Source organism: Kribbella sp. NPDC051587 (assembly GCF_044453945.1).
Taxonomy (GTDB): Bacteria; Actinomycetota; Actinomycetes; order Propionibacteriales; family Kribbellaceae; genus Kribbella.
Window position 1 is genome coordinate 402,696 of sequence record NZ_JBITDE010000006.1, and the last position, 22,656, is coordinate 425,351.

22 protein-coding genes are annotated in these 22,656 nt (G+C 68.6%); 2 read left to right on the top strand and 20 right to left on the bottom strand.

Translation table 11 applies throughout. The annotated features are described in order from the left end of the window. Positions 1-13: 13 nt before the first annotated feature. The 11 genes from ACIA49_RS23815 to ACIA49_RS23865 form a co-directional block, all read right to left on the bottom strand. A complete protein-coding gene (locus tag ACIA49_RS23815) occupies positions 14-658 on the bottom strand; it encodes a hypothetical protein (protein ID WP_396379510.1) in 645 nt (214 codons plus the stop codon). Between the two features lie 11 nt (positions 659-669). After that, positions 670-1,482, bottom strand: a complete 813-nt coding sequence (locus ACIA49_RS23820; RefSeq protein ID WP_396379511.1) for a TadE/TadG family type IV pilus assembly protein — start codon at positions 1,480-1,482, stop codon at positions 670-672. Further along, positions 1,472-1,915: a TadE/TadG family type IV pilus assembly protein gene (locus ACIA49_RS23825; protein ID WP_396379512.1), complete on the bottom strand. Its 444-nt coding sequence runs from the start codon at positions 1,913-1,915 to the stop codon at positions 1,472-1,474. Before ACIA49_RS23825 ends, ACIA49_RS23820 begins: the two co-directional genes overlap by 11 nt. Then, entirely contained in the window at positions 1,912-2,379 is a 468-nt protein-coding gene (locus tag ACIA49_RS23830) for a TadE family protein (RefSeq protein ID WP_391541556.1), read from the bottom strand. Before ACIA49_RS23830 ends, ACIA49_RS23825 begins: the two co-directional genes overlap by 4 nt. A gap of 6 nt (positions 2,380-2,385) precedes the next feature. Further along, a complete protein-coding gene (locus ACIA49_RS23835; RefSeq protein ID WP_391541557.1) occupies positions 2,386-2,610 on the bottom strand; it encodes a hypothetical protein in 225 nt (74 codons plus the stop codon). Between the two features lie 98 nt (positions 2,611-2,708). Then, the gene (locus tag ACIA49_RS23840; RefSeq protein ID WP_396379513.1) at positions 2,709-3,623 is read right to left on the bottom strand and encodes a type II secretion system F family protein; all 915 of its coding nucleotides are present in this window, start codon (positions 3,621-3,623) and stop codon (positions 2,709-2,711) included. Next, positions 3,620-4,513 (bottom strand): type II secretion system F family protein, encoded by an 894-nt coding sequence (locus ACIA49_RS23845; protein ID WP_396379514.1) that lies wholly within the window; start codon positions 4,511-4,513, stop codon positions 3,620-3,622. The genes ACIA49_RS23840 and ACIA49_RS23845 overlap by 4 nt, the downstream gene beginning before the upstream one ends. A 4-nt stretch (positions 4,514-4,517) precedes the next feature. Continuing rightward, a complete protein-coding gene (locus ACIA49_RS23850) occupies positions 4,518-5,828 on the bottom strand; it encodes a CpaF family protein (RefSeq protein WP_396379515.1) in 1,311 nt (436 codons plus the stop codon). Then, positions 5,818-6,618, bottom strand: coding sequence for a hypothetical protein (locus ACIA49_RS23855; protein ID WP_396379516.1), 801 nt, complete (start codon positions 6,616-6,618; stop codon positions 5,818-5,820). The genes ACIA49_RS23850 and ACIA49_RS23855 overlap by 11 nt, the downstream gene beginning before the upstream one ends. Further along, the gene (locus tag ACIA49_RS23860) at positions 6,618-7,352 is read right to left on the bottom strand and encodes a hypothetical protein (RefSeq protein ID WP_396379517.1); all 735 of its coding nucleotides are present in this window, start codon (positions 7,350-7,352) and stop codon (positions 6,618-6,620) included. Before ACIA49_RS23860 ends, ACIA49_RS23855 begins: the two co-directional genes overlap by 1 nt. 52 nt (positions 7,353-7,404) lie before the next feature. Beyond that, entirely contained in the window at positions 7,405-7,848 is a 444-nt protein-coding gene (locus tag ACIA49_RS23865) for a hypothetical protein (protein WP_396379518.1), read from the bottom strand. 120 nt (positions 7,849-7,968) lie between these two features. Between ACIA49_RS23865 and ACIA49_RS23870 the strand changes: the two genes are divergently transcribed. Both ACIA49_RS23870 and ACIA49_RS23875 read left to right on the top strand, forming a co-directional pair. Further along, entirely contained in the window at positions 7,969-14,799 is a 6,831-nt protein-coding gene (locus ACIA49_RS23870; protein ID WP_396379519.1) for a hypothetical protein, read from the top strand. Further along, a complete protein-coding gene (locus ACIA49_RS23875; protein ID WP_396379520.1) occupies positions 14,799-15,353 on the top strand; it encodes a hypothetical protein in 555 nt (184 codons plus the stop codon). Before ACIA49_RS23870 ends, ACIA49_RS23875 begins: the two co-directional genes overlap by 1 nt. On the opposite strand, the gene ACIA49_RS23880 is transcribed toward ACIA49_RS23875, so the two are convergent. From ACIA49_RS23880 to ACIA49_RS23920, 9 genes are read right to left on the bottom strand one after another with little or no spacing between them, the layout of a single operon-like run. After that, positions 15,341-16,042, bottom strand: coding sequence for an acVLRF1 family peptidyl-tRNA hydrolase (locus tag ACIA49_RS23880; protein WP_396379521.1), 702 nt, complete (start codon positions 16,040-16,042; stop codon positions 15,341-15,343). The two genes, ACIA49_RS23875 and ACIA49_RS23880, sit on opposite strands and share 13 nt — an antisense overlap. Continuing rightward, positions 15,976-16,371: a metal-sulfur cluster assembly factor gene (locus ACIA49_RS23885; RefSeq protein WP_396379522.1), complete on the bottom strand. Its 396-nt coding sequence runs from the start codon at positions 16,369-16,371 to the stop codon at positions 15,976-15,978. Before ACIA49_RS23885 ends, ACIA49_RS23880 begins: the two co-directional genes overlap by 67 nt. After that, positions 16,364-16,837, bottom strand: coding sequence for a Fe-S cluster assembly sulfur transfer protein SufU (gene sufU / locus ACIA49_RS23890; RefSeq protein WP_396379523.1), 474 nt, complete (start codon positions 16,835-16,837; stop codon positions 16,364-16,366). The genes ACIA49_RS23885 and sufU overlap by 8 nt, the downstream gene beginning before the upstream one ends. Positions 16,838-16,839: 2 nt before the next feature. Continuing rightward, positions 16,840-18,096, bottom strand: a complete 1,257-nt coding sequence (locus ACIA49_RS23895) for a cysteine desulfurase (protein ID WP_396379524.1) — start codon at positions 18,094-18,096, stop codon at positions 16,840-16,842. Further along, positions 18,093-18,854, bottom strand: coding sequence for a Fe-S cluster assembly ATPase SufC (gene sufC / locus ACIA49_RS23900; RefSeq protein WP_391541570.1), 762 nt, complete (start codon positions 18,852-18,854; stop codon positions 18,093-18,095). Before sufC ends, ACIA49_RS23895 begins: the two co-directional genes overlap by 4 nt. 25 nt (positions 18,855-18,879) lie before the next feature. After that, a complete protein-coding gene (locus tag ACIA49_RS23905) occupies positions 18,880-19,218 on the bottom strand; it encodes a non-heme iron oxygenase ferredoxin subunit (RefSeq protein WP_396379525.1) in 339 nt (112 codons plus the stop codon). Continuing rightward, entirely contained in the window at positions 19,215-20,417 is a 1,203-nt protein-coding gene (gene sufD / locus ACIA49_RS23910; protein WP_396379591.1) for a Fe-S cluster assembly protein SufD, read from the bottom strand. Before sufD ends, ACIA49_RS23905 begins: the two co-directional genes overlap by 4 nt. Next, the gene (sufB, locus tag ACIA49_RS23915) at positions 20,414-21,826 is read right to left on the bottom strand and encodes a Fe-S cluster assembly protein SufB (RefSeq protein ID WP_355467393.1); all 1,413 of its coding nucleotides are present in this window, start codon (positions 21,824-21,826) and stop codon (positions 20,414-20,416) included. Before sufB ends, sufD begins: the two co-directional genes overlap by 4 nt. Continuing rightward, entirely contained in the window at positions 21,823-22,557 is a 735-nt protein-coding gene (locus tag ACIA49_RS23920; protein WP_396379526.1) for a helix-turn-helix transcriptional regulator, read from the bottom strand. The genes sufB and ACIA49_RS23920 overlap by 4 nt, the downstream gene beginning before the upstream one ends. Positions 22,558-22,656: the final 99 nt, after the last annotated feature.

Here is a 22,656-nt window from a genome sequence, read left to right on the forward strand (position 1 = left end):
ACGCCATTCAGGTCTAGGCCGGATACTTCACTCCGGCACAGCTGATCCCGGCCGACGGACCGAGGCGGTAGGGACGCCAGCCCAGACCGGTCTTGATCATGTCGATCGCCTGGGGCTGGCCACCCGGTGCGACCAGCGTCCATCCCTTGGTCTTCGGGTTCCAGTACTGCGTGTGCTGCGACCGGCAGGTCTTCACCCGGACGACACCCAGCGCCTGGTTGGAGATTCCGCGCACCACGACACTGCCCGGCGGCTTCATCACCCAGCCGTTGTTCCGCGCGTCGACCATGACCTGCGAGACGTCCGCGTAGAAGTACGCCGGGAACGTCTTGCTGATGAGCTTCTCGTTGCGCGCGATGAGCGCGTCGAAGTACATCGGGTAGGTCGCCACGAGGCCTTGGACGGCGGGATTGCTCGAGTAGTTCCCCGGAACCACGATGACCTGGGCCTTCTTCGGCGGCGTCGTGGTCGGGTCGGCCACCTCGCTCGGCTTGGTGCTCGGCGGTGGCGTGCTGCTCGCCGACGGCGTCGGCGTACTCGAAGTGTCCGAGTCGCCGCCTACTGGGACCGGACGGCCGCCATCATCGGAGTTGCCGCCGCAACCGGCCAGCAGCACCACGCCGGCCAGCGCGGCGGCTGCCAAAGAAACACTACGCACGGTCATTGTCCTTAACGTCCGAGACTCGGTGGGAGGGAGTTCTGCGGCGGCGCGATGCCGGCGGGCGCCCCGCCACCAGGGGGCTTGCTGGTGACCGGGCCACTCGGTGGCTTCGAGCTTTCCTCACCGTCGGTCGGGGTCGGGGTCGGGGACGGCGTAATGCTCGGCGTACAGGAAGCCGGGAACGGGATCGGTTCCAGCGTCCACCGCGGTGTCGGCGATCCGATCGTCCACTCCGGGCACGGTACGTCGAGGGTCGGCGGAACCGCCGTACTCGAGATGGTTGCCCCTGGCCCCTGCGGACCGGTGCTCACGAAGATCGGCGGGATCGTCGGGCTGTCGTTGTTCTTCTCGACACCCTGTTCGGCGTGGGCTGTGCCGGTGCCGGTGGATTTGAGGGTGGTTTTGCCGATGAGGCCCAGGAAGGTTGTTTTGTTGGCGATTCCTACCGACATGTCCACCTGGTCGGTGGTGAGTTTGGTGGGGGCGCAGGAGGTGACCGAGGGGTCGTTGGAGGAGACCTGGGCGCAGAAGTCGGCGATGGCGGTGGCCGCCTTGACCGTGTCGATCTTGGCTTCGGCGGTGTTGAGCTGGATGGTGGCGGCGCCTACGCGGGCCGCTTCCTGGGCGTAGCCGACGGCTCGGGAGCGGGCGCCCAACTGGCGACCGCCGTCGATGACGAGGCCGGCCAGGGCGAAGATCATCACGGCCAGGATGGCGACGGCGGGGCTCAGGGCGCCGTGCGGGAGGCGGCCGCGGTGGTTGCCGGGGGCATCGATGCGGAAGAAGTCGACGATCCGGGAGCGGTGGGTCTCAGGAGCCATCGCGGACTCCCCGGTACGGGTCCACCGACGAGGTGAAGCGCTTGGTGATGGTGGTGTCACCGCTGAGGCCGAGGAAGCTCAGGTCGCGGTAGTCGATGGTGCAGGTGACCTCGACGGTCATCGGGGCGCCGGCGGCGAGGGTGGTGGTGATGACGCCGGAGGCGGTGTCCTTGCAGGACTTGACCGCCTGGCCCATGGTGCGGGTGACGGCGTCGTTGACGCGGCTCTGCGCGTCGGTCTGCGAGCGGGACATGCTGGCGGCGCGCGCGCCGTCGCGGGCCGCGCTCTCCAGCAGCGACGAGGTCTGGAAGAAGCGGCCGCAGGCGAGCAGGAACATGAACAGGATCAGCAGGATCGGCGCCAGCACCGCCATCTCCAGCGCCATCGTGCCCCGTTCACCGCGGGCCCGCAGCAACAACTGAACGCGTCTCATTTGTTGTCCGCATCGAACTGCTCGATCGGCCCGGTCGCCGTCCGCTCCACGTGCAGCTTGAGCCCTGGCACGAGCGAGACCGTGTCACCGCTGACGGTGAACGAGACCATGCCCTCAGGACTGTTGTACGACGGCGGCGCCACCACCGCGTGCTGCAAGGTCGTGCCGCCCAACTGGTTGGCGTACGACTCGATGTCGGTCCGCACCTTCTCCCCCACCGCCGGGCTGTACACCGGCGGTTGCACCAGCCGCAGCCGGGAAACGCCTTCCTGGGCGGCGTTCAGCGCGACCGAACGGCCGTACAGGAAGAGTGCCGTCTGGATCGAGACGAAGATCAGCGCCATGATCGTGGGCGCGAGGATCGCCAGCTCGAGCGCGCTCGCACCACGCTCGGACCGGCGCGTGAGGCTGCGCAGGATCCGGCGCCGGCGGGCGCGCGAGACGGTCGGGGGGCGGACCGGCACGATGGATCAGCCGTTCTCGATCTCGCCGGTGCGCTTGTCGATGACGCGCCGCACCACGAGGCCGATGGCCAGCGCGGCCGCGACCAGGATCGCCGAGATGATGGCCCACTCCAGCGCCGAGGCGCCGAGCTCGGTGCGGCCCTGCTTGGCCCGCGCACGCTGCGCGTGGGCCCGGGTGACCGCGTAGCCGGCCATCGCGCGCCAGAACTGCAGTTCGGTGTTCATTCGCATGCCTTCCACTCTTTGTATCCAACGCCGTGTGAGGCCGGGGCTGGCCTCAGTATGCCCTGTACGACGGACAGAACCGTGCTATGGATCCGTACCCACTGTCAGCTGCCGAGGATCGCGATTCCGGCCGGGAATCCGAGGAACAGCATGAACGCCGCGCACATCACCAACTGGGCGACCAGCATCGACTGCGACCGCTCACCCGCCTTACCTTCCACATCGGCAAGCTCTTTTCGGCGCAGCGACGCGGCCCGGGCCAGCAGCGAGGCGCGGATCTTCGCGCCCTCGTCACCGGCCAAGGCGAGCGCCGACGCCAGGTCACGCAGTTCCTCCACGCCGAGGTCGTCGCCGAGCCGGGCCATCGCGTCCCACGGCGTGATGCCGATCAGGCGCGCGTTCGCGAGCGCCTGCCGGATCCGTGCCATCGCCCAGTGATCACCGATCGTCGACGCCGTCATCAGCGCCTCGGGCAGACCACGGCCGCCGGCCAGGTTCATCGCGACGAGGTCGAGGAAGCTACCGACCACGTGCCGGAAGTCCCGCCGCCGCGCCTCGGCCTCCTGGCGCAAGGCCAGGTCCGGCAGGAAGAACGCGAAGGCCATCGCGGCCAGCGTGACGATAGCCGGTGTCGCGCCTGGCGCGGTGAAGCCGATCGCGCTGAACAGGAACAGCACGACCGGGATGAAGATCATCGCGCCGAGCGCGAAGAACACCTTGGTCGCCAGCATCGCCGCGAACGGCTGGTTCATCACCGCGAGGTCGCGACGCAGCTTGCCGAAGGCCCAGCCGCGCGCGTTCGCCTCGGCCTCGAGCCGGTGGCCGAGCGTCTCACGGGCCTTGTCGATCCCGCCGAGAACGCGCTCTCCCGCGGCGCTCGTGGTGGCACCGCCACCGCCGCGACCGGCGTCGATCCGGGCGATGGTCGAGAGCACGTTGGCCCGCGGCCGGATCAGCATCCGCACCAGCAGGTACGCACCGAGCCCTACCAGGGCACCGGTCACGAAGGCCCACATCATCCGCCCACCACCTCCATCCGCTGGTCGGTCGGCTTCTGACTGCCACCGATCAGGAATCGTTCGGGTACTTCGATCTTCGCCAACCGGCGCAGCCAGACCAGGCCGACCGCGTAGAGCGCGATCACGATGAAGAGCACGAACTGCCCGATGAAACTCGTGTACGGCGCGACGTACGCCGGGTTGAACAGCACCAGCGCGGCCGCGACGAGCAGCGTGATCGCAACGACTACCTGCACCGATCGCCGGGTCGACCGCCGTTCGGCAGCGACCTTCCGCCGTACGTCGAGCTCCTCGCGGGCCGAGTCGGCCAGCGCACTCAGGACCTCACGCAGACCGGGTCCACGCAGCCGAGCGTTCAGAACCAGGGCGGCCACGATCAGGTCGGCGGAGGGGTCGTTCAGGTCGTCGGCGAACCGCATGAGTGCCGAAGGCAACGGTTCGCGGATCCGCAGCCGGTCGACCAGCAGGTTGAGGCCTGGCTTGATCGCCGGAGCCGCGTTCACCGCGGTCGCGGGGATCGCCTGTTCCAGACCGACCGCACCGGCGATCGTGTCGCGCAACGCCTCGGTCCAGGTGGCCAAGGCCTCCAGCCGCTCGATGGCTCGCCGCTCCTCACCGGTACCACCGAAGAAGCGGTCGGCCAGTGCAGCCAGCAGACCAAGTGCCGCAGCCAGAACAAGCCACTGCGTCACGACCAGTACGACGAGGCCGACGCCGACACCGACTCCGAGCCGAATCAGGTTCTTGCGGTTGTCCGCGTTTCCGCCCCGCCGGAACATCGACGGCGTCTCGTCACGTGGCTCGGTACCGCGGATCGCCACGATCAACAGCAGGATCGCGCCGCCGACAACCGCTCCGCAGAGCAGCGCGAGCAGAGTCTCAGCACTCATCTCGTCACGCCCACGTTCCGTGTACGACGGGTTGGTACCCGTAGTACTCGAGTTCGTCCATGCAGGCGATCGGCGCATGGGCCGCGGCGCGACCATCCGGTCCGGGTGCGAACACCTCGCCGGACAGCACCCGGCCGTCCCATCCGGTGACCTCGCGGATGCTCTCGACGTACCGGCTCAGACCGCCGCCGTGCTGGTAGTCGTTCTGCTTGCGGACGAAGACCACGAAGTCGAGCGCGCCCGCGATCAGCATCTGGGTGGCTTCCATCGGCAGCCGCTCCGTCGCCTGGATGGCGTAGGTGCTGATCCGGTTGAACACCTCCATCGAGCTGTTCGAGTGGATCGTCGACAGCGAGCCGTCGTTACCCTGGCTCATCGCGTTCAGCATGGTGACGATCTCGTCGCCCAGCACCTCACCGACGATGACGCGCGACGGGTTCATCCGCAGCGACCGCCGGACCAGGTCGGCCATCTCGACCGCGCCGACGCCTTCGGAGTTCGGCAGCCGCTCCTCGAACGCGACGACGTTCGGGTGCAGGTCCTTGAACTCACCGAGGCCGAGCTCCAGAGAGCGCTCTACGGTGATCAGGCGCTCGTGCGGCGGGATCTCGTTGGCCAGCGCACGCAGCAGGGTGGTCTTCCCGGAGTTGGTCGCGCCGGCGATCATGATGTTCTTGCGCGCCGCGACGGCCGCCTTGAGAAACTGACCGACATCGTCGGTAAAGGTGCCATTGGCAACCAGATCGCGGATGTAGACCCGGCCGAGTCGCGCGCGCCGGATCGAGACCGCGGGCCGCGACGTCACGCCCATCACCGCGGACAGACGCGAGCCGTCCGGCAGGCGCAGGTCCAGCTGCGGGTTGGCCGAGTCGAACGGACGACTGGTCAGACCCGCGTGCGCAGCCAGCACCTGGATCAGCTCGACGAGCTCTTCATCGCTCTCGGCGACCGGACCCGGGCGTTCCTCGCGACCGTCGCCGTACTGGACGAAGACCTGGTCGCACCCGTTGATGTCGATGTTCTCGACCTCAGGGTCGTCGATCAGCGGCTGCAGCCGGCCGACACCGAACAGGGCCGAGTGAATCGCGCCGGCGATCTGCGCGTCGTCGTCCGGGGTCGGCGGGGTGCGGCCCTCGGCCAGCTCGTAGCGGGCGTGGTCCTCCAGCACCTGCACGATCAGCGACCGGGCGTACTCACGCTCGTCCTCGGCGCTCATCGGCGGTACGCCGTTCACCTGGTCGCGACGGCGCTGCTCGTTCAGCCGATCGGCCACCTGCGAACGCAGCCGGCGGACCAGCTCCTGGTCAGCGCTCATTCCATTCCCCCTGCGGGAAGGCAGCCTGAGCCATGTCGAGGTCATGCTGCGCTGCGACCAGCGAAGCCATCTCTGCAGTGATGTCGGTCGCGGACCGGATCAGCTGGGTCTTCTCGAGCCGGCCGTGTCCACGTCCCTCGAAGAACGCCGCACCGACCGGGTCGAACGCCAGATGCCAGCGGTGCCGCACCGGCGCCTCCATGGCGTCCAGCACGGTCCACACCTGCTTGACGGCGTCACGCTGCTTCGGATCGGCCACCACGATCACACCGAGCTGTGCGTCCACGTGGTGCACCAGAGACGCCATCCGCTCACGCAGATGCGCCACCGACGAACCAGTCGCCGAGCACACCATCACGATGAGCCGGGCGGACTGGATGACCGGCAGCTGCGGAGACGTAGCGCTGATGCGACCACAATCAGCCAGTACGTCGCCATGCTGCATCTGGTTGAACGTTATGCCCAGGGGATGCCACAGACCGCCCATACCGCCGACCTGTTCCGGCGAACGCACACCGAGCAGTACGTCGAGTCCACCGTCGAGCTGCTGGCTGTGAGCGAGGATGACCTCGTCCCCCAGCCCCTTACGGCTCGCAGCCGCCAGACTGACCAGACCGCGGTCCGAGTTGAGCGGCGTACCGCCAGGTGCAGTCATCCGGATCGCCACGTCACTACCGGACGGGTCACACTCGGCCAGCAGCACCTGTCGCGGCCACAACGCACCCAGCACCAGACCGGCAGTCGTCACGCCAGGAGACCCCTTGGCGCTCGCAAGTGCCACGAGTGCCATCAGCCACCCCCGTTGGTGCGCGGTACGTCGGTCTTCGTGCCAGGGTTGAGTTTCACGAGCACCAGCGTCTTCGAGGCTGCCGCCGCAGCCACGGCAGGCGCCTTGCCGACCGGAACGAGGATGGTGACGTTGAGCGTGTTGACCGTCGACCCCTTGTCGGCCACAACCCCACCCTCGGCTGCCATCACAGTGGCGGCCGCGACCAGTGTGGCCGGGCCGACGCTGTCCTGACTCCCGGTGGGCACGCGGACGACCTGTACGACGTCGCCCCCGGTGAGGCCGCTGGAGGGCGCGCGGCCGGCTTCGAGCACCACGCCGATCTGTGCGCCGCTGCTCGGGATCGGCGAAACGTCGGTCACGTTGCCGCCGGTGAAGTACTGGGCCGGGTACACCCAGCCCGTCGTGTAGTGGTTCACGACCTTGCCCCGGTCGGCCCACTTGATCAGCGGGCCAGTGGTCCCGGCCAGCGAGCCCCGGGCCAGTTCCTTCTCCTGGATCAGGTGGCCCGGCGGAAGCGGGTCATCCCCCACCGCGACGTAGTCCACGCGGTTGCCGCTGTTGAGAGCGATCAGGGCGGAGCCGGCGGCGCCGAGCAGGATCAGGATGACCGCGAGCGCGGCCAGCGCCGGGCGGCGCTCTCGGCCGCTCGGGAGGCGGTTCGTACCACCGCCCGCCGGTCGGCCCTGGTTGCGGGCGTTGGGGGCAGGAGGACGAGTGGAGGACGAGAGACTCACGGGGCTACCGTAATGGCAGTGAGGTGCCATCCTCGCCACCCGGTGCGGGCTGTTACCGGCTCGCGACCCGGAGGCGCTCATCTGAGCTCAAAAGCTCGGTGAACGCACCCGGTGCGCCGTACAACTGGTCTAGGTAGGTGTAGAGCCCCTGCAGCGCGAGTCCTAGCTCGTGTTGCCAGTCCTCCACGCTCACTAGCGCGGCTGCGAGCGCGCGGCCCTCTTCCAACGTGACAGCAGAGTTCACTGGTTGTTCCAGTCGCTCACCGGCTCCGGCGCGTCGCTTGCGCTGCTCACGAACTGCCTGGGCCAGGGCCGGATCGGGCTGCAGGGAGTCGAAGCCGTGGCCGCCGTGCAGCTGGTCCAGGTACTCGCACAGGGCGAGGAACAGCTCCACGCCGTCGTACTCGGGGCCTTCGGTGGCGACGTGCCGCAGTTGCGCGATCACGCCCCGCGCTTCGGCGACTGTCCACTGCGAGGATCCCAACCGGCCCGTCATGCGTCGATGCTAAAGCGTAAATCGTTAACAGAACGGGTGCTTCGAGTAGCTGGCGAGTAACCGAAAGTTTGCTAGCGTCCCCGCCAAGACGTCCCCCTGCCCGATGTCCCTGGAGGTGTGGTGCCCGACCCGCAGACCCGTGCCCGGACGGCGATCGCGACCGCGCTGGGGATCGCCTGGCCGGATTCGGTCCCACTGCGCGACGGCCGCGTCTGGCTGTCCAGCCGGTACGACGTTCTGCCCGCGCATCTCGCGGAGGCGTTGCAGACGTACCTCACGCGCCGGGCGACCGACCAGGTCCGCGACGAGCGCATCCTGGCCGAGGCGGTCGCCCTGGTAGGCGCGGAGTCCGCCAGGTCGCGTGACGAGCAACCCGGTCTTGGTGCGGCAGCCGCGCTGGACCGCCTGATCGCTGCGCCCGGACTGGACCAATCGCACCAGGACGAGGCCCGGGCGATGTTGCGCGTCGCCCTCCGTAGTGCGGCCGAAGAGTCTCCTGAAGCCGCGGCACGGCTCGCCGCCTTCCCCGGCGACGCACGGCCGGTCTCGGTCACCGCTGTCGTCGCTGCGTCGAAGGACATCAGCCGCGCGATAACGACTCCCCCATCGGTCGCGCCGCAGCGTCGGCTGTCCCGGCGCCGCACGCTCACCCGCGCAGTCGACGCCACCAGTCTGGTCCCCACGACCCGCACCGCCGAGCTAACCAAGGACACCGCTCTCCAGCACCTTGCCCAGCTCTCTGAGGACGACCTCGGCCTCTCCAAGCGCCCCACCATCGATTCCGACCTCGCTGTTCTCCCAGGAGAGCCCCCGCAACACATCCGGGTCGAGATCCAGCCGACCGTCGGCAGTCTGCTCGCCCAAGGCCGCCTCAACGCCGGTACGGCGGAAGACCCGCACGTACTGCGAATCTCGCCTGACGTAGCCGACGCGCAGCTCGGACAGATCTGGACCCACCAGGTCAGCCTGATGACCCAAGAGCTCGCGGCGGAGCGCACGAAACCGCAGAGCATGCTCGGCCGGCTGCGGTACGCCTTCGGCCCTGAGCGCCGCGACATCCGCCTGCGCGCGGACTTCGCGACGTACCAGCTGCTCTCGAAGGAGTGGCGGCAGGCGCAGGCAGAGACGCTCGCCAACGGTGCTCCGAGCGGCAGCCGCACGGTCGCCGACATCCAGCGTGATGTCGAAGGTCTCGCCCGCACGATCCAGCGTCGCGGTGGCGCGCTGCCCGAACTCCCCTGGGCCCCGGATGCCCGGATCGCTCCCGAGGCGACCGCGATCGGACGTGCGGTGGACCGGCTCAACGCCGAGCCCAGCAAGCTCCGACAGCAGGTCACGCACCAGATCGGTGAACTCGAGTCGTCGGTCGCCGACCTGAACAGCAAGGCCGACGCCAAGCTGGACACCGCGGCCGCCGCCAAGAAGAAGGCGGACGACCTCGAGAGCGACGCCAAGACCGAAGAGCAGATGCGCGATCTCGGCGCCCCCGAGCGAGCTCGCGTCATCCGCGTCCAAGCCGTTGCCGAAAGCAACAAGGAGCGCCGGCACAAAGAGCTCGCCGGTGCCTACCGGCAGGCCGCCGATGACGCGCACCATGCGCTGACCGGCTACCGCGATCTGCAGGCCGCGATCGACACCCCCGGTACGACGGACGCCGAGCTCACCGCGTTGGCCGCCGAAGCGGCCGACCGGACCGAGGTCTACGAGGCGAGCACCGCGCAGGCGATGCCGGTCGACGACGTGCTGGAGACCGGCGTACCGACCGGTCCGCCGCTGCTCGTGCCGACCGACGACATCAACCGCGTCCTCGCCGACCAAGGCATCCGGCACCAGCTCGACGGCAAGGCACCCCGCCCGATCCCGACCGCGGAGTACCGCCGGTTGATGTCCAAGGACGGCATGGTCGTCCCGGCCGGCGGCGAACTCGCACAGGTCCGGCTGCGGATGAAGCGGCGCGACTTCACCGAGATCGTCGACCGCGACTACGACCTCGCCGAGCAGATGAACGGCACGATCGGCGCCGGCGGCCAGGGCATCGGAATCTCCGGCACCCATTCGTCCAGTACGTCGTACGGCGTGAACCTGCAGCCGTTCCTGGCCGCCGCACCGCCTGGCAGCGCGATCCACGCCGTCGGCCAAATGATCGCGCCGCGCGGTGACGTGACGCACGGGAAGTCGATCACCCAGGCCTCGGGTCTGACGACGCAGGCGCAGTTCGGCCATGTCGACGACGACCGGGGCGAATCGCTGCTCTACCAATGGACCGGCGAGTGGGAGATCGAGGTTCGCAACTCCCCTACCGAGCCCTGGTCGCCGGTCGAGACCGTCGATGCCGGGCAGCAACTCACCTGGGTGCCGAGCGCCTACACGGTCAAGGCACCGGCCGAGACCTTGACGCTGGAGGGTATCGGCCGAGGTAACGAGGTCGAGGCCGACTTCCCGCCCCACACGGTGACCCGGATCAACGGGCTGCAGGACGTCAGCGACCGCCTGGTCAGCCAGGTCGACGGCCTCGACCGAGCGGGCTACGACCAGATCAACGGGATGGTCACCGGCGACACGACCCGGTTGCTGCACGAGTTCACCAAACCGGGCGGGCTGAGCCGGGAGATCTCGGTCGACGGCCGCCCGGCGTACGAGCTGAGACTCGAGCTCGAACCGGTCTGGAGCACGGCCGAGCTCAGCGGCGAGTCGTCCGACGAGGTCTGGAAGGAAGCCGTCGAGGTCGACTTCGCCGGGATCAACGCGAGCGAGACCTACAGCACCTCGGTGACGGCGACAGCCGGGGTCGGCACGAGCCCGATGCAGAACGTCGGCTCGACAAGCTTGGATGTGACACCGGGCGTCAGCGCCGGCCGCAACATCAGCCACTCCGGCGGCCAGAACGTCAGTACGACGGCGATCACCCCGGCCGTCCATCGCGATCAGGGACCGACGCAGGGCGTGCTGGTCGACTTCAAGGTCAAGGCGACACTGCGCAAGATCACCGACCGCAAGGCCGAGCCGATCGTCGTCGACGACGTCTGCGAGGCCCGGCTCCGGGTCACCGAGAGCGACCTGCTCCGCGCCGGTAGCCCGGCCGGCAAGGACGCCGTACGGCGGGATGATGCGGGCGCGGTGCTGTTGGACCAGGACGGCCGGGCGCTGCTGCGTGGCGACCCCGAGCCGCCGACCGGCGTCCAGACGCTGCCGCCGTGGCTCGGCGACGGCGCGCATCAGATGCGCGGGCCGGGCAAGGCCCTCGCCTCCAACCTTCAAGGCGCTGACGAAGCACAGCTGCAGGCCCTCACCAACCTGAGCCAGATGGGTCTGGTGCCGCCGCTCGACGACGATCACCAACCGCTGCCCAAGCCGCGCTTCGCCGACGACGTGCAGTACGCCGGCCAGCGCGCGAACTACGACCGGATCGTCCAGAACATCACCGCGCACCGGATCCAGGCCGGTATCAATCAGGCCTGTCAGGGCGGCATCCCGGTCACGCTGGTCGACCAGCACACCGGACGCACTTCGCAGTACCGGCATTTCCGGCTGGGCGTCGAGCAGGACTTCAACGACGTCACCCCACGCGGTACGACGCCTAGGCGCAACGTCGTTCGCCTCGGAATCGCCTCCGGGGCGACCAGCCGTTCGTCGAGCCGCTCGCGATCCGTCCCGCTGTCCGGCGGCGTGAACGCGGCCGACGGTCCGGACAAGGGCCTGCGTGGGCTGGCGGGCAAGTTCGGGCTGAAGTTCAACCGGAACGCCGTCGGCCGCAGCTTCTCGTGGTCGAGTGGTCGCCGGGTCAACCGGGTGACGCTGACGGAGAGCACCGAGCCGCTCGACGTGTTCCGCCAGGGCGTCCAGCTCACCTTCCGCGAGCTGACCGACCAGGGCCTCGCGGAGCCGATCGCCGATGTCGCCGGCAAGGTCGATCTCGCCTACGAGAGCTCGATGACCCGGGCCGAGGCGCCTGATCTCACCAAGCAGCCGAAGGCACCGAACGATGTCGCCGTTCGGCAAGCGATCATCGTCGCGGTCGACGCCGGGAATCCGGCCGACCGGATCTTCACCGAGGCCGACGTCTTCCGGGCCGACTCCAGCGCCGTACTGCAGCTCCACGCCGCGTTGTCGTCGGAGAGCCTGGTCGCGCATCCGGACTGGATGAACGGCAGCTTCGAAGTGCCGATGATCGTCACGCCGCCACCGGCCAATCCCGCCGAGGCGCTCCACGACCGGACCATCCGTGCCCAGGAGTACAAAGTCGTCGTTCGCGGCCGCGCCGTCGACCAGACCTTCCTGACCGTCAGCCAGCAGAACACCGCCAACATCAACCTCACCCTGACCGACGCCGGCTTCACCTCCGGTACGTCGGCCTCGGGCGGGGTCGGCGTCGAAGGCGGCGGCGGTCAGGTCGACGCCGACAGCTCGGCGCAATGGGGAACGGGGTCGCTCGGCCGGACGGGCGGTACGTCGCAGTCGACCAGCACCAGCCGCGCCACCGGCCAGGAGTGGCTGCTCGTCAACACCGGCACGCATTACGAACTCCTGGAGCGCTACGAGCTCGAGGCCGACATCGTCGACAGCCACGGGACCGTCGTACAGACGATTCGCCTGGACGATGCCCTTGCCCAGAAGGCGATGGCCGAGCGTCGGGCTCTTGCTCTGTACGCCGGCGGCAAGCTGGACCTGCCGCTGCCGGTCGTGGCCGATGTCGCCGAGCGGTACCTGAACGACCGCGTGACGATGGATCCGCAGGTCGCGGCCGGTTTCGTCCGCCGCTACAACCTCGAACGCGCCGGTGCCACGACCGGGCTCGCGGCTGAGCACGACACCGAGAAGCTCGTCGCCAAGGTGTTCGAGGCGAGCGGCCAGCCGCCGAGCCAGGTGGGCAAGGTCGAGGAGCGCCTGCAAGCGACCGAGAACCTGGCCGCCCAGCGCACCCCGGTCGACCTCGGACCGGCGTACGAAGAGAGTCTTGCCTCGGCGCAGCTCGAGTCGATCGCGCCGACCGGGCGGCCGGATGAGCAGGTCGATCTGTACGAGCTGGTCCGGCCGCAGTTCGAGGAGCTCGCTCCCGGAGTGCTTGCCGACAGCAAACTGCTCGAACCGGCGCTGCGGGTGAACCTGAACCCGGATGCGTACCAGGGCAGCTTCGAGAACATGCTCGGCCCGCGCGGTTTCGTCGCTACCGTGGAGGTCCCGGTCGAAGGTCGGCTGCCCGACCTCTACCAGGTCCGGATCACCGCCCAGTACGTCGGCTCCTACACCGTCGACGGCACTCCGGAGATCCCGTCGGTGGAGGCGATCGGGCTCGACCAGGCCTACACGCACAAGGGCGAGGAACGCTCGGTCAGCCACAGTACGACGTACGGGGCGACTGTCGGTGGTAGTGCGGGCGACGGCAACGTCGGGGCCTCTGGTGAGCGCAACCGGACTGACTCTGCGAACGCTGCCCTGCAGAACGCGACGGTCGCCAGAACAGGCCATTTCGATCAGGCCGAGGTGCAGCGAACCGTCGTCTTCACGTCCGAGGTCATCCGGATCCAGAACGCCGGAGCCGCCGCGATGACCAGCACCAGCTGGAAGCTCGGCCGCACGACTCCCGACGAGCGGACGACTGCCGCCACCCCGCGCCAACTGTCGGCCGAGGTGACACTGCACGCGCCGCGTGAACTCATCCGCCAGCCCGGCACCCGGACGCAGACCGCCGAACAGGTCGAGCATCGGCCGATCCAGGTCACCGAGAGCGCGGTCGTCGAGAGCACCTACCCGTACGCCCGCGGCGAGACCCGCACCAACCAGCTGTACGACGTCGTCGCCGCCGAACTCGGGGATCCCGGGGCGCTCGGTGCCGCCGGACTCGCGGAGCACTCGGGCACTCTCGACGGCTATCTCCAGGCCACCGCGATGAAGGGCAACTTCGCCGAGCTGACCAGCACCGCCGGACTGCGGCTGCCGCCGATGGCTGCTCGCGGGAACGGCCGGACCACGATCGACGTACTGGTCAAGGCCCGGATGACCGGCTTCGAACTCGCCGAGGATCCGATCGGCGCCGCCCAGACCGGCGCGGTCAGCCGGCGCGAGACCTCGACGAAGACCGCGAACAGCGTCAGTCACGTCGGCCCCGGCACGGTGAGCGCCGGAGCCAACGGCGGACCGGTCTCGGTCGGCGGTTCGGTCGGCGAACAGGTGAAGGAGCAGAACAACGTCGCGTACGGGAACCGGCTCGAGACCAGCAAGTTCGAGGAGGGCGAGCTCGTCACGGTCCGGATCCCGGTCAGCTACGACGTCACGCTGACCAAGGCGAGCGACAACGGTCGCGGGACGCCGGCGGACAAACGCAGCAAGCACCTTCCGAACGCCGCGAAGGGCCAGTTCTACGTCAAGATGCTGAAGCACGAGTACCTCGATGCCCTGCGGGCGATGGAGACCGGCGCCGCCGCCGACGCGGCGCTGGCCGCGGCGCAGCTGCGGATCGCGCCGGAGGAGTTCGGTCGCCCGGACATCCGCGCCGACGAGGTCCAGAAAGATGCTGCAGGCAACGAAACCTACGAGCCGTACCGCCCGCTGGTCGAAGCGCTGGACCGGGCCCAGGAAACCTCGGAGCCGGTCGTGGTCGCGATCCACGAGCGCAGCGGGCGGGAGGAGACGTACGTCGCGTTGCCGGGCGGCGGGATGATCGGCGGTGACCGCGGCTTCGGGTCGGCGTTCGCGGGGCTGGACAAGCAGGTCGCGCTGATGGCCCAGGACCGGGTCGACCTCCGCGACGTCTACAACTCGCTGGGCCCCGAGGAGGACTTCAACGCGAAAGTCGCCGAGAAGCTGGTAGAGAACGGCGTACCGGCCAGCATGCTGAAGGGGCTCGACTTCCGCACGACGGCCCAGCAACTGCGTCCCGGCACGGGGCAGGCGACCGCCAAGCCGGTCACGGTAGGGTCGAAGCCGGCCCGGGAACAGGAGCGACACCACTGATGCTGACCGCCAGGACGTTGACCGAAGCACAGGTCTACGAGAGCGTGCTCACCGCCGCGGACGAATCCGCGCCGGCCGTGCCCGCCCCGGATCTGCAGCCCGGGGTCAACCTGGTCGAGGGCGAGACGTCGTGGACCTACCACTCGACCGCCGGGGCGATCGAGGTCGCGTACGAGAGCGAGAGCGCGGCCCGCAAGCTCGGGCTGCCGTTCGGCCTCGGGGTGTCGACGCTGCTCGACGCCGCGCAGTGGGCGATCCTCGCGTCGACGTTCGGCCGCCGCGCACTCACCGCGGACATGTCCTACACCGGGCAGCCCGACCAGGACCGCTCGATCGTCGAGCTCAACTGGGAGTACGCCGCGTACGCCGTCCGCGAGGCGCTCAAGTTCCTGCCTGAGGACGCGGACCAGGTACCGGACTCGGCGATCTGGTCCGACTTCGGCCGGCAAGCCCTGGTCGAGAGCCCGCAGCTGGTGCACCGCGCCAAGCTCGTCGACGACCTGCAGTACTACGAGGGCACGCTCGACGACTTCCGCGCGCTCTACAACTCCTGAGGGTCGGTCAGCTCGATCCGGATCGCTCGCGCGTCCACACCGGCCTGCTCCAGCACCTTCTGCTTCGGATCCGGTACGCCGAGGAACGGCGGCCGGATGAGACCGGGCAGCTCCTTCAACCGTGGATCCTCGAGCACGGTCTCGATCGCCCGCCGGTCTCCCCCACACACCAGCGCCTGCAACCGCGCCGGCGCCAGAATCCGTACGGCGACCTCGGTGGCCGCCGCGAACGCCTCGCGCGCCTGGTTGTCGCGCCGCCGGGCGAACCGCTGCTGCGACCAGCCACCGGCCTTGGTCGTGCCCTGCACATGGCGTGAGCCGACCTTCGAGTCCACCAGCTCGGCGCCGACGAACACACCCGCGCCGTACCCACCCCGCCGTACCAGGAGAACACCCAAGCGGTGATCAGCCAGGACATGCGCGATCAGCCCCTCGCGGGTCAGATCCGCGAGAGGCTGAAAGGGGACCTCCACCACGGCGATCGTCCCGTCCACCGCAGACACCGTCACCTGATGCGGTGCTACAGCGAACGAGACGTCACCGTGGCGCTCACCGAAGTTGCTCAGCCACCTGTCCAAGCGCTCCGGTGAAACTGTGACGACTCGACTCACACGTTGCTGTGTCACACATTGAACCCGAGGGCGCGCAGCTGGTCGCGGCCGTCGTCGGTGATCTTCTCCGGGCCCCACGGCGGCATCCAGACCCAGTTGATCCGGAAGTCGTTGACCAGGCCCTCGAGCGCCATCCGGGTCTGGTCCTCGATCACGTCGGTCAGCGGGCAGGCCGCGGACGTCAGCGTCATGTCGATGATCGCGGTCGAGCTGTCGTCGACGGTGACGCCGTAGATCAGGCCGAGGTCGACGACGTTGATCCCGAGCTCGGGGTCGACGACGTCCTTCAGGGCTTCGGTCACGTCCTCGACCGGGGGCGGAGTCGTGCCGACACCGGACTGGGCCGCGGCGGCCGCCTCGAGGTCGACCTCGGGCAGCTCGATCTTCTCGTCGGTCTGGTCAGGCATTCTTCACTCCTTCGTTGGCGGCCAGGTTGTGAGCAGCCAGTGCTTGGGCGGTCGCGTCCCGCCAGGCCGACCAGCCCAGCAGTGCACACTTCACGCGGGCCGGGAACTGCGCGACGCCGGCGAAGGCGACACCGTCCTCCAGAACCTCTTCGTCCGGCTCGATGTTCCCGCGGCTCTGCATCAGCTCGAGGAACTTCTCGTACGTCGCCATCCCCTCGGTGACCGGCTTGCCGATCACCAGGTCCGACATCACCGACGTCGCCGCCTGGCTGATCGAGCAGCCGACGCTGTGGTGGGTGACCGCCTTCACGGTGTCACCGTCGAGCTCGACCCGGAGCGTGACCTCGTCCCCGCAGGACGGGTTCACGTGGTGCACCTCCACGTCGTACGGGTCCGCGAGACCCGCATGGTGCGGGGTGCGGTAGTGATCCAGGATGATCTCCTGGTAGAGACTGTCGAGCTGCATTATCAGTCCACCTTGAAGAAGCTACGGACGAACTCCAGGCCGTCGACGAGCGCGTCGATCTCCTCGGGAGTCGTGTACAGGTAGAAAGACGCTCTGGTCGACGATTGCATTCCGAACCGCTCGTGGACCGGACGCGCACAGTGGTGACCGGCCCGTACGGCGATGCCGCGCGTGTCCAGCACCGTCGAGACGTCGTGCGGGTGCACACCGTCCAGCTCGAAGCTGATCGCGCCGCCGTGATCCTTGGCGTCGGTCGGGCCGAGCAGCTTCAGACCCTTCACGGTCTTCAGCCCTTCGAGTGCGTACTCGACCAGCGCGTGCTCATGCGCCGCGATCTTGTCCATGCCGATCCCGGACAAGTAATCCAGGGCGGCACCCAGACCAACGGCCTGCGCGATCGGCGGCGTACCGGCCTCGAACCGGGCCGGCGGCGGCGCGAACGTCGACCCCGTCATCCGGACGATCTCGATCATCTCGCCACCACCGAGGAACGGCGGCAGCTCGGCGAGCAGGTCGTACCGGCCCCAGAGCACGCCGATACCGGTCGGGCCGACCGCCTTGTGCCCGGTGAAAACGAGCATGTCCACCCCGAGCGTGGACACGTCGACCGGAAACTGCGGCACGGCCTGCGAGGCGTCGACGACGACGGTCGCGCCGACCGCCTTCGCCTTGACCGCGAGGTCGGCGATCGGGTTGATCGTGCCGAGCGCGTTCGAGACCCAGGTGAGCGAGACGATCTTGGTCTGCTCGGTCAGGAGCTCGTCGATGTTCGACAGGTCGAGCCGGCCGTCGTCGGTCACCCCGAACCACTTCAGCGTCGCGCCGGTGCGCTCACACAGCAGCTGCCACGGGACGATGTTGCTGTGGTGCTCCATCTCGGAGATCACCACGACATCGCCCGGCTTCAGCGACGCGCCGAGCGTGTGCGCGGCCAGGTTGAGCGCCTCGGAGGCGTTCTTGGTGAAGACGATCTCGTCGCGGTTGGTGGCGCCGAGGAAGGCCGCCACCTTGTCGCGACCACCCTCGTACGCCGCCGTCGCCTCCGCACCGAGCTGGTGCATGGCGCGCGCGACATTGGCGTTGTGCTTGAGGTAGTGATCGGAGATCGCCTGGACGACCTGGACCGGCTTCTGCGAAGAGTTCGCCGAGTCCAGGTAGACCAGCGGGAACCCGCCCGCCAACTCGCGCGACAGGATCGGGAAGTCAGCCCGGACCGATTGCAGGTCCAACGGGCTGCTGAAGGTCCGGGCGTCGGTCACTTGGTGGTCACCTTCAGGAAGCGCTCGTAGCCGTTCGCCTCGAGCTCGTCGGCCAGCTCGGCGCCGCCCTCTTCGGCGACCTTGCCGTCGACGAACACGTGCACGAAGTCCGGCTTGATGTAGCGCAGGATCCGGGTGTAGTGGGTGATCAGCAGAACGCCCTTGTCGCCCTTCTCGGCGAACCGGTTGACCCCGGTGGAGACGATCTTCAGCGCGTCGATGTCGAGGCCGGAGTCGGTCTCGTCGAGGATCGCGATCTTCGGGTCGAGCAGCTCCAGCTGGACGATCTCGTGGCGCTTCTTCTCACCACCGGAGAAGCCCTCGTTGACGTTGCGGTTGCCGAAGTCGGCGTCCATGTCCAGGTCGGCCAGCGCCTTGTTGACGTCCTTGACCCAGGTGCGCAGCTTCGGGGCCTCGCCGTCGATGGCGGTCTTGGCGGTCCGCAGGAAGTTCGACACCGACACGCCGGGGACCTCGACCGGGTACTGCATGGCCAGGAACAGGCCGGCCCGGGCGCGCTCGTCGACGGCCATGTCCAGCACGTCCTCGCCGTCCAGCGTCACGGTGCCGCTGGTGACGTTGTACTTCGGGTGGCCGGCGATCGAGTACGCCAGCGTGGACTTGCCGGAACCGTTCGGGCCCATGATCGCGTGCGTCTGACCACCGGCGATGGTCAGGTCGACCCCGCGCAGGATCTCCTTCGGGCCGTTCTCGGTGTCGACCGACACGTGCAGGTCGCGGATCTCGAGTGTCGCCATGAGGTTTCTTCTATCTCCGTCTGCTCTACAAGGATTTCTGGTTCAAGGGGTTCTTGACGTCAACGAGTACGTCGGTGCCGTCGAGGCGGACCGGGTAGACCGGGACCGGGTCGTAGGCCGGCAGGCTGGTCGGCTCGCCGGTGCGCAGGTCGAAGCGCGACCCGTGCAGCCAGCACTCGATCTCGCACTGGCCGACGTCACCCTCGGACAGCTGGATCTGCGCGTGCGAACACTCGTCCCGCACCGCGAAGAACTGTCCTTCGCTCTTCACGACCGCGACCTCGACGCCACCGATCTCCACCGAGACGACTCCCTCGTCCGGTACGTCGGTGGCGGCGCAGGCGCGCTCAAAACTGTCGCTCACTGGCCGAGAGCCGCCTTGGCCGTGGCGCTCAGCTCAGCGGTGCGGGCCAGCTTGGTTTCGATCACCTCGTGCAGGTGGTCGACGACCTCGGGGACACCGATCTTGCCGATGATGTCGTTGAAGAAGCCGGACACGACCAGCCGGCGGGCGGCGTCCTCGGGGATGCCCCGGGCCTGCAGGTAGAACAGCTGCTCGTCGTCGAACCGGCCGGTCGCGGACGCGTGTCCCGCGCCCTCGATCTCGCCGGTCTCGATCTCCAGGTTCGGCACCGAGTCGGCGCGGGCGCCCTCGGTCAGGACCAGGTTGCGGTTCAGCTCGAAGGTGTCGGTGCCCTCGGCCGCGGCGCGGATCAGCACGTCGCCGATCCAGACCGAGCGGGCGTTGTCACCGGCCAGCGCACCCTTGTAGAGCACGTTGCTCTTGCAGTTGGTGGCCTCGTGGTCGACGAACAGCCGGTGCTCGTGGTGCTGGCCGCCCTCGGCGAAGTACACCCCGAGGAACTCGGCGTCGCCGCCAGGACCGGCGTACCGGACATTGGCGTTGATCCGGACGACCTTGCCGCCGAGGGTGACGACGACGTGCTTGAGCTTGGCGTCGCGACCGACCAGCGAGTCGTGCTGGGCCAGGTGCAGCGACTCGTGGTCACCCTGCTGGATGCTCACGACCCGCAGCTCGGCGCCGTCGCCGACCTTGATCTCGACATTGCCGGCCAGCTCGCCCGCACCGGTGTGATCGATGATCACGAGACCGCGGCTGTGCCGGCCGGCCTCGACGATCAGGTGCGTGTAGCCGCGGCCGCCGAGGCTGGCCACGTTCACGTGCACCGGCTCGGTCAGCTCGGCCTCGTTCGGGATCCGCACGGCCAGGGCCGACGGGGAGTGCTTCCACGCGATCGCGGCCGGGCGGTCCTGCGGGGTCAGCACCTTGAGCGCGTCGGCGACGACGGTCTCGATGGTGACCTGCTCCGGGCCGGAGGCGTCGATCTTCGGCGTCTCGGTCGGCTCGGAGTCCTCGAACAGCGCCTTCAGGGCCTTCACCGGGGTGAAGCGCCACTCCTCCTCGCGACCGTTGGGCACGGGGAAGACATCGACGTCGTACGACGTCGGCCGCTCGCTCCGGGCCTGCAACGGGACCGGGGAGCCCGGCCCGTGCGAGTGCGCCTTGTTGCCGGTGGCAACCAGAGTTTCGGTCGACATCAGCCGACGGCCCCTTCCATCTGCAGCTCGATGAGCCGGTTGAGTTCCAGCGCGTACTCCATCGGGAGCTCGCGGGCGATCGGCTCGATGAAGCCGCGGACGATCATCGCCATCGCCTCGTCCTCGGCCATCCCCCGGCTCATCAGGTAGAAGAGCTGGTCGTCGCTGACCTTGGAGACGGTCGCCTCGTGCCCCATCGCCACGTCGTCCTCGCGGACGTCGACGTACGGGTAGGTGTCGGAGCGGCTGATCGTGTCGACCAGCAGCGCGTCACAGCGCACCGTGGACTTGCTGTGGTGCGAACCCGGCGCGACCTCGACCAGACCGCGGTACGACGTCCGGCCGCCACCGCGGGCCACGGACTTCGACACGATCGAGCTCGACGTGTACGGCGCGTTGTGCACCATCTTCGAGCCGGCGTCCTGGTGCTGACCCTCGCCCGCGAACGCGACCGACAGGGTCTCGCCCTTGGCGTGCTCACCCATCAGGTAGACGGCCGGGTACTTCATCGTCACCTTGGAACCGATGTTGCCGTCGATCCACTCCATCGTCGCGCCGGCCTCACAGGTGGCGCGCTTGGTGACCAGGTTGTAGACGTTGTTCGACCAGTTCTGGATCGTCGTGTAGCGGCAGCGGGCGCCCTTCTTCACGATGATCTCGACGACCGCGGAGTGCAGCGAGTCCGACTTGTAGATCGGCGCGGTGCAGCCCTCGACGTAGTGGACGTAGGCGTCCTCGTCGACGATGATCAGCGTCCGCTCGAACTGGCCCATGTTCTCGGTGTTGATCCGGAAGTAGGCCTGCAGCGGGATGTCCACCTTGACGCCCTTGGGCACGTAGATGAACGAGCCGCCGGACCACACGGCCGTGTTCAGCGCGGCGAACTTGTTGTCGCCGACCGGGATCACGGAGCCGAAGTACTCCTGGAACAGCTCCGGGTACTCCTTCAGGCCGGTGTCGGTGTCGACGAAGATGACACCCTGCTCCTCCAGGTCCTCACGGATCTGGTGGTAGACGACCTCCGACTCGTACTGCGCGGCGACACCGGCGACCAGGCGCTGCTTCTCCGCCTCCGGGATCCCGAGCTTGTCGTAGGTGTTCTTGATGTCCTCGGGCAGCTCTTCCCAGCTGGTCGCCTGCTTCTCGGTCGACCGGACGAAGTACTTGATGTTGTCGAAGTCGATCCCGGACAGGTCGGCGCCCCACGACGGCATCGGCTTGCGGTCGAAGAGCTTCAGGCCCTTCAGCCGCAGGTCGAGCATCCACTCCGGCTCGCTCTTGAGCGCGGAGATCCCGCGCACGACGTCGGCGCTGATGCCGCGCTGGGCGACCGCGCCGGCGGCGTCGGAGTCGGCCCAGCCGTACTGGTAGTTGCCGAGGCCTTCCAGTTCGGGGTGAGCTGTTTGCGTCATCGTGCAGTCCTCGCAGATTCGCCGTCGGATACAGAGGAAACCGGGGCAGGCCCCGGGATATGTGTGGTGCAGACACCGTCGCCGTGGGCGATGGTGGCCAGCCGCTGGACGTGCCGGCCGAGCAAGGTGGCGAACACCTCGGTCTCGGCCTCACACAGCTGGGGGAACTGCTCGGCCACGTGCGCGACCGGGCAGTGGTGCTGGCAGAGCTGTGTGCCCTGACCCTGGACCGCGGTGGAGGCGGCATAGCCGTCGCCGGTGAGCGCCTGGGCCAGCGCGTCCGCCTTGTCACTGTCGGGAGCGGCGTCGATCAGCTCCCGGTACCGCTGTCCCACCTCGACGGCGCGACGGCGCGCGAACTCCGCGACCGCCTCGTCCCCGCCGGCCTCCGCGATGAACTGCAGCGCGGTGGCGGCCAGGTCGTCGTACGCCTGGTGGAACGCGTGCCGGCCGGAGTCGGTCAGCACGAAGACCTTCGCGGGGCGGCCGCGGCCACGGGGGCCGTAGACACGCTCCTCGCGGGACTCGACCAGGCCCTCGTCGAGCAGGTGGTCGAGGTGCCGCCGGACGGCGGCAGGCGTCAGCTCGAGGCGCTCGGCGAGCACCGCGGCGCTGGACGGGCCGTTGGTCAGGATCGACCGGGCCACCCGGTCACGGGTGGACTCGTCCCGCGCACTGCCGGTAGCAGGCGCCGCTGCGGCGCCCTTTCCGGTGGCTGCGGAAGTTTTCACAACATCAGTGTCGCGTAAATAGCGGAGCCCTTCAAATAAGGCTCCCCTAACCGATTCACGTCACGCCACGGAAGAAAAGAGGTGGGCGTGAGCGAGGTC

Bases quoted from the DNA above. Each gene is read 5' to 3' on its own strand.
- ACIA49_RS23865 (WP_396379518.1), bottom strand. From the start codon at position 7,848: ATGACGGGCCGGTTGGGATCCTCGCAGTGGACAGTCGCCGAAGCGCGG.
- ACIA49_RS23840 (WP_396379513.1), bottom strand. From the start codon at position 3,623: ATGATGTGGGCCTTCGTGACCGGTGCCCTGGTAGGGCTCGGTGCGTAC.
- sufU (WP_396379523.1), bottom strand. From the start codon at position 16,837: ATGCAGCTCGACAGTCTCTACCAGGAGATCATCCTGGATCACTACCGC.
- sufC (WP_391541570.1), bottom strand. From the start codon at position 18,854: ATGGCGACACTCGAGATCCGCGACCTGCACGTGTCGGTCGACACCGAG.
- ACIA49_RS23820 (WP_396379511.1), bottom strand. From the start codon at position 1,482: ATGGCTCCTGAGACCCACCGCTCCCGGATCGTCGACTTCTTCCGCATC.
- ACIA49_RS23885 (WP_396379522.1), bottom strand. From the start codon at position 16,371: ATGCCTGACCAGACCGACGAGAAGATCGAGCTGCCCGAGGTCGACCTC.
- ACIA49_RS23825 (WP_396379512.1), bottom strand. From the start codon at position 1,915: ATGAGACGCGTTCAGTTGTTGCTGCGGGCCCGCGGTGAACGGGGCACG.
- ACIA49_RS23835 (WP_391541557.1), bottom strand. From the start codon at position 2,610: ATGCGAATGAACACCGAACTGCAGTTCTGGCGCGCGATGGCCGGCTAC.
- ACIA49_RS23875 (WP_396379520.1), top strand. From the start codon at position 14,799: ATGCTGACCGCCAGGACGTTGACCGAAGCACAGGTCTACGAGAGCGTG.
- ACIA49_RS23845 (WP_396379514.1), bottom strand. From the start codon at position 4,513: ATGAGTGCTGAGACTCTGCTCGCGCTGCTCTGCGGAGCGGTTGTCGGC.
- ACIA49_RS23850 (WP_396379515.1), bottom strand. From the start codon at position 5,828: ATGAGCGCTGACCAGGAGCTGGTCCGCCGGCTGCGTTCGCAGGTGGCC.
- ACIA49_RS23855 (WP_396379516.1), bottom strand. From the start codon at position 6,618: ATGGCACTCGTGGCACTTGCGAGCGCCAAGGGGTCTCCTGGCGTGACG.
- sufB (WP_355467393.1), bottom strand. From the start codon at position 21,826: ATGACGCAAACAGCTCACCCCGAACTGGAAGGCCTCGGCAACTACCAG.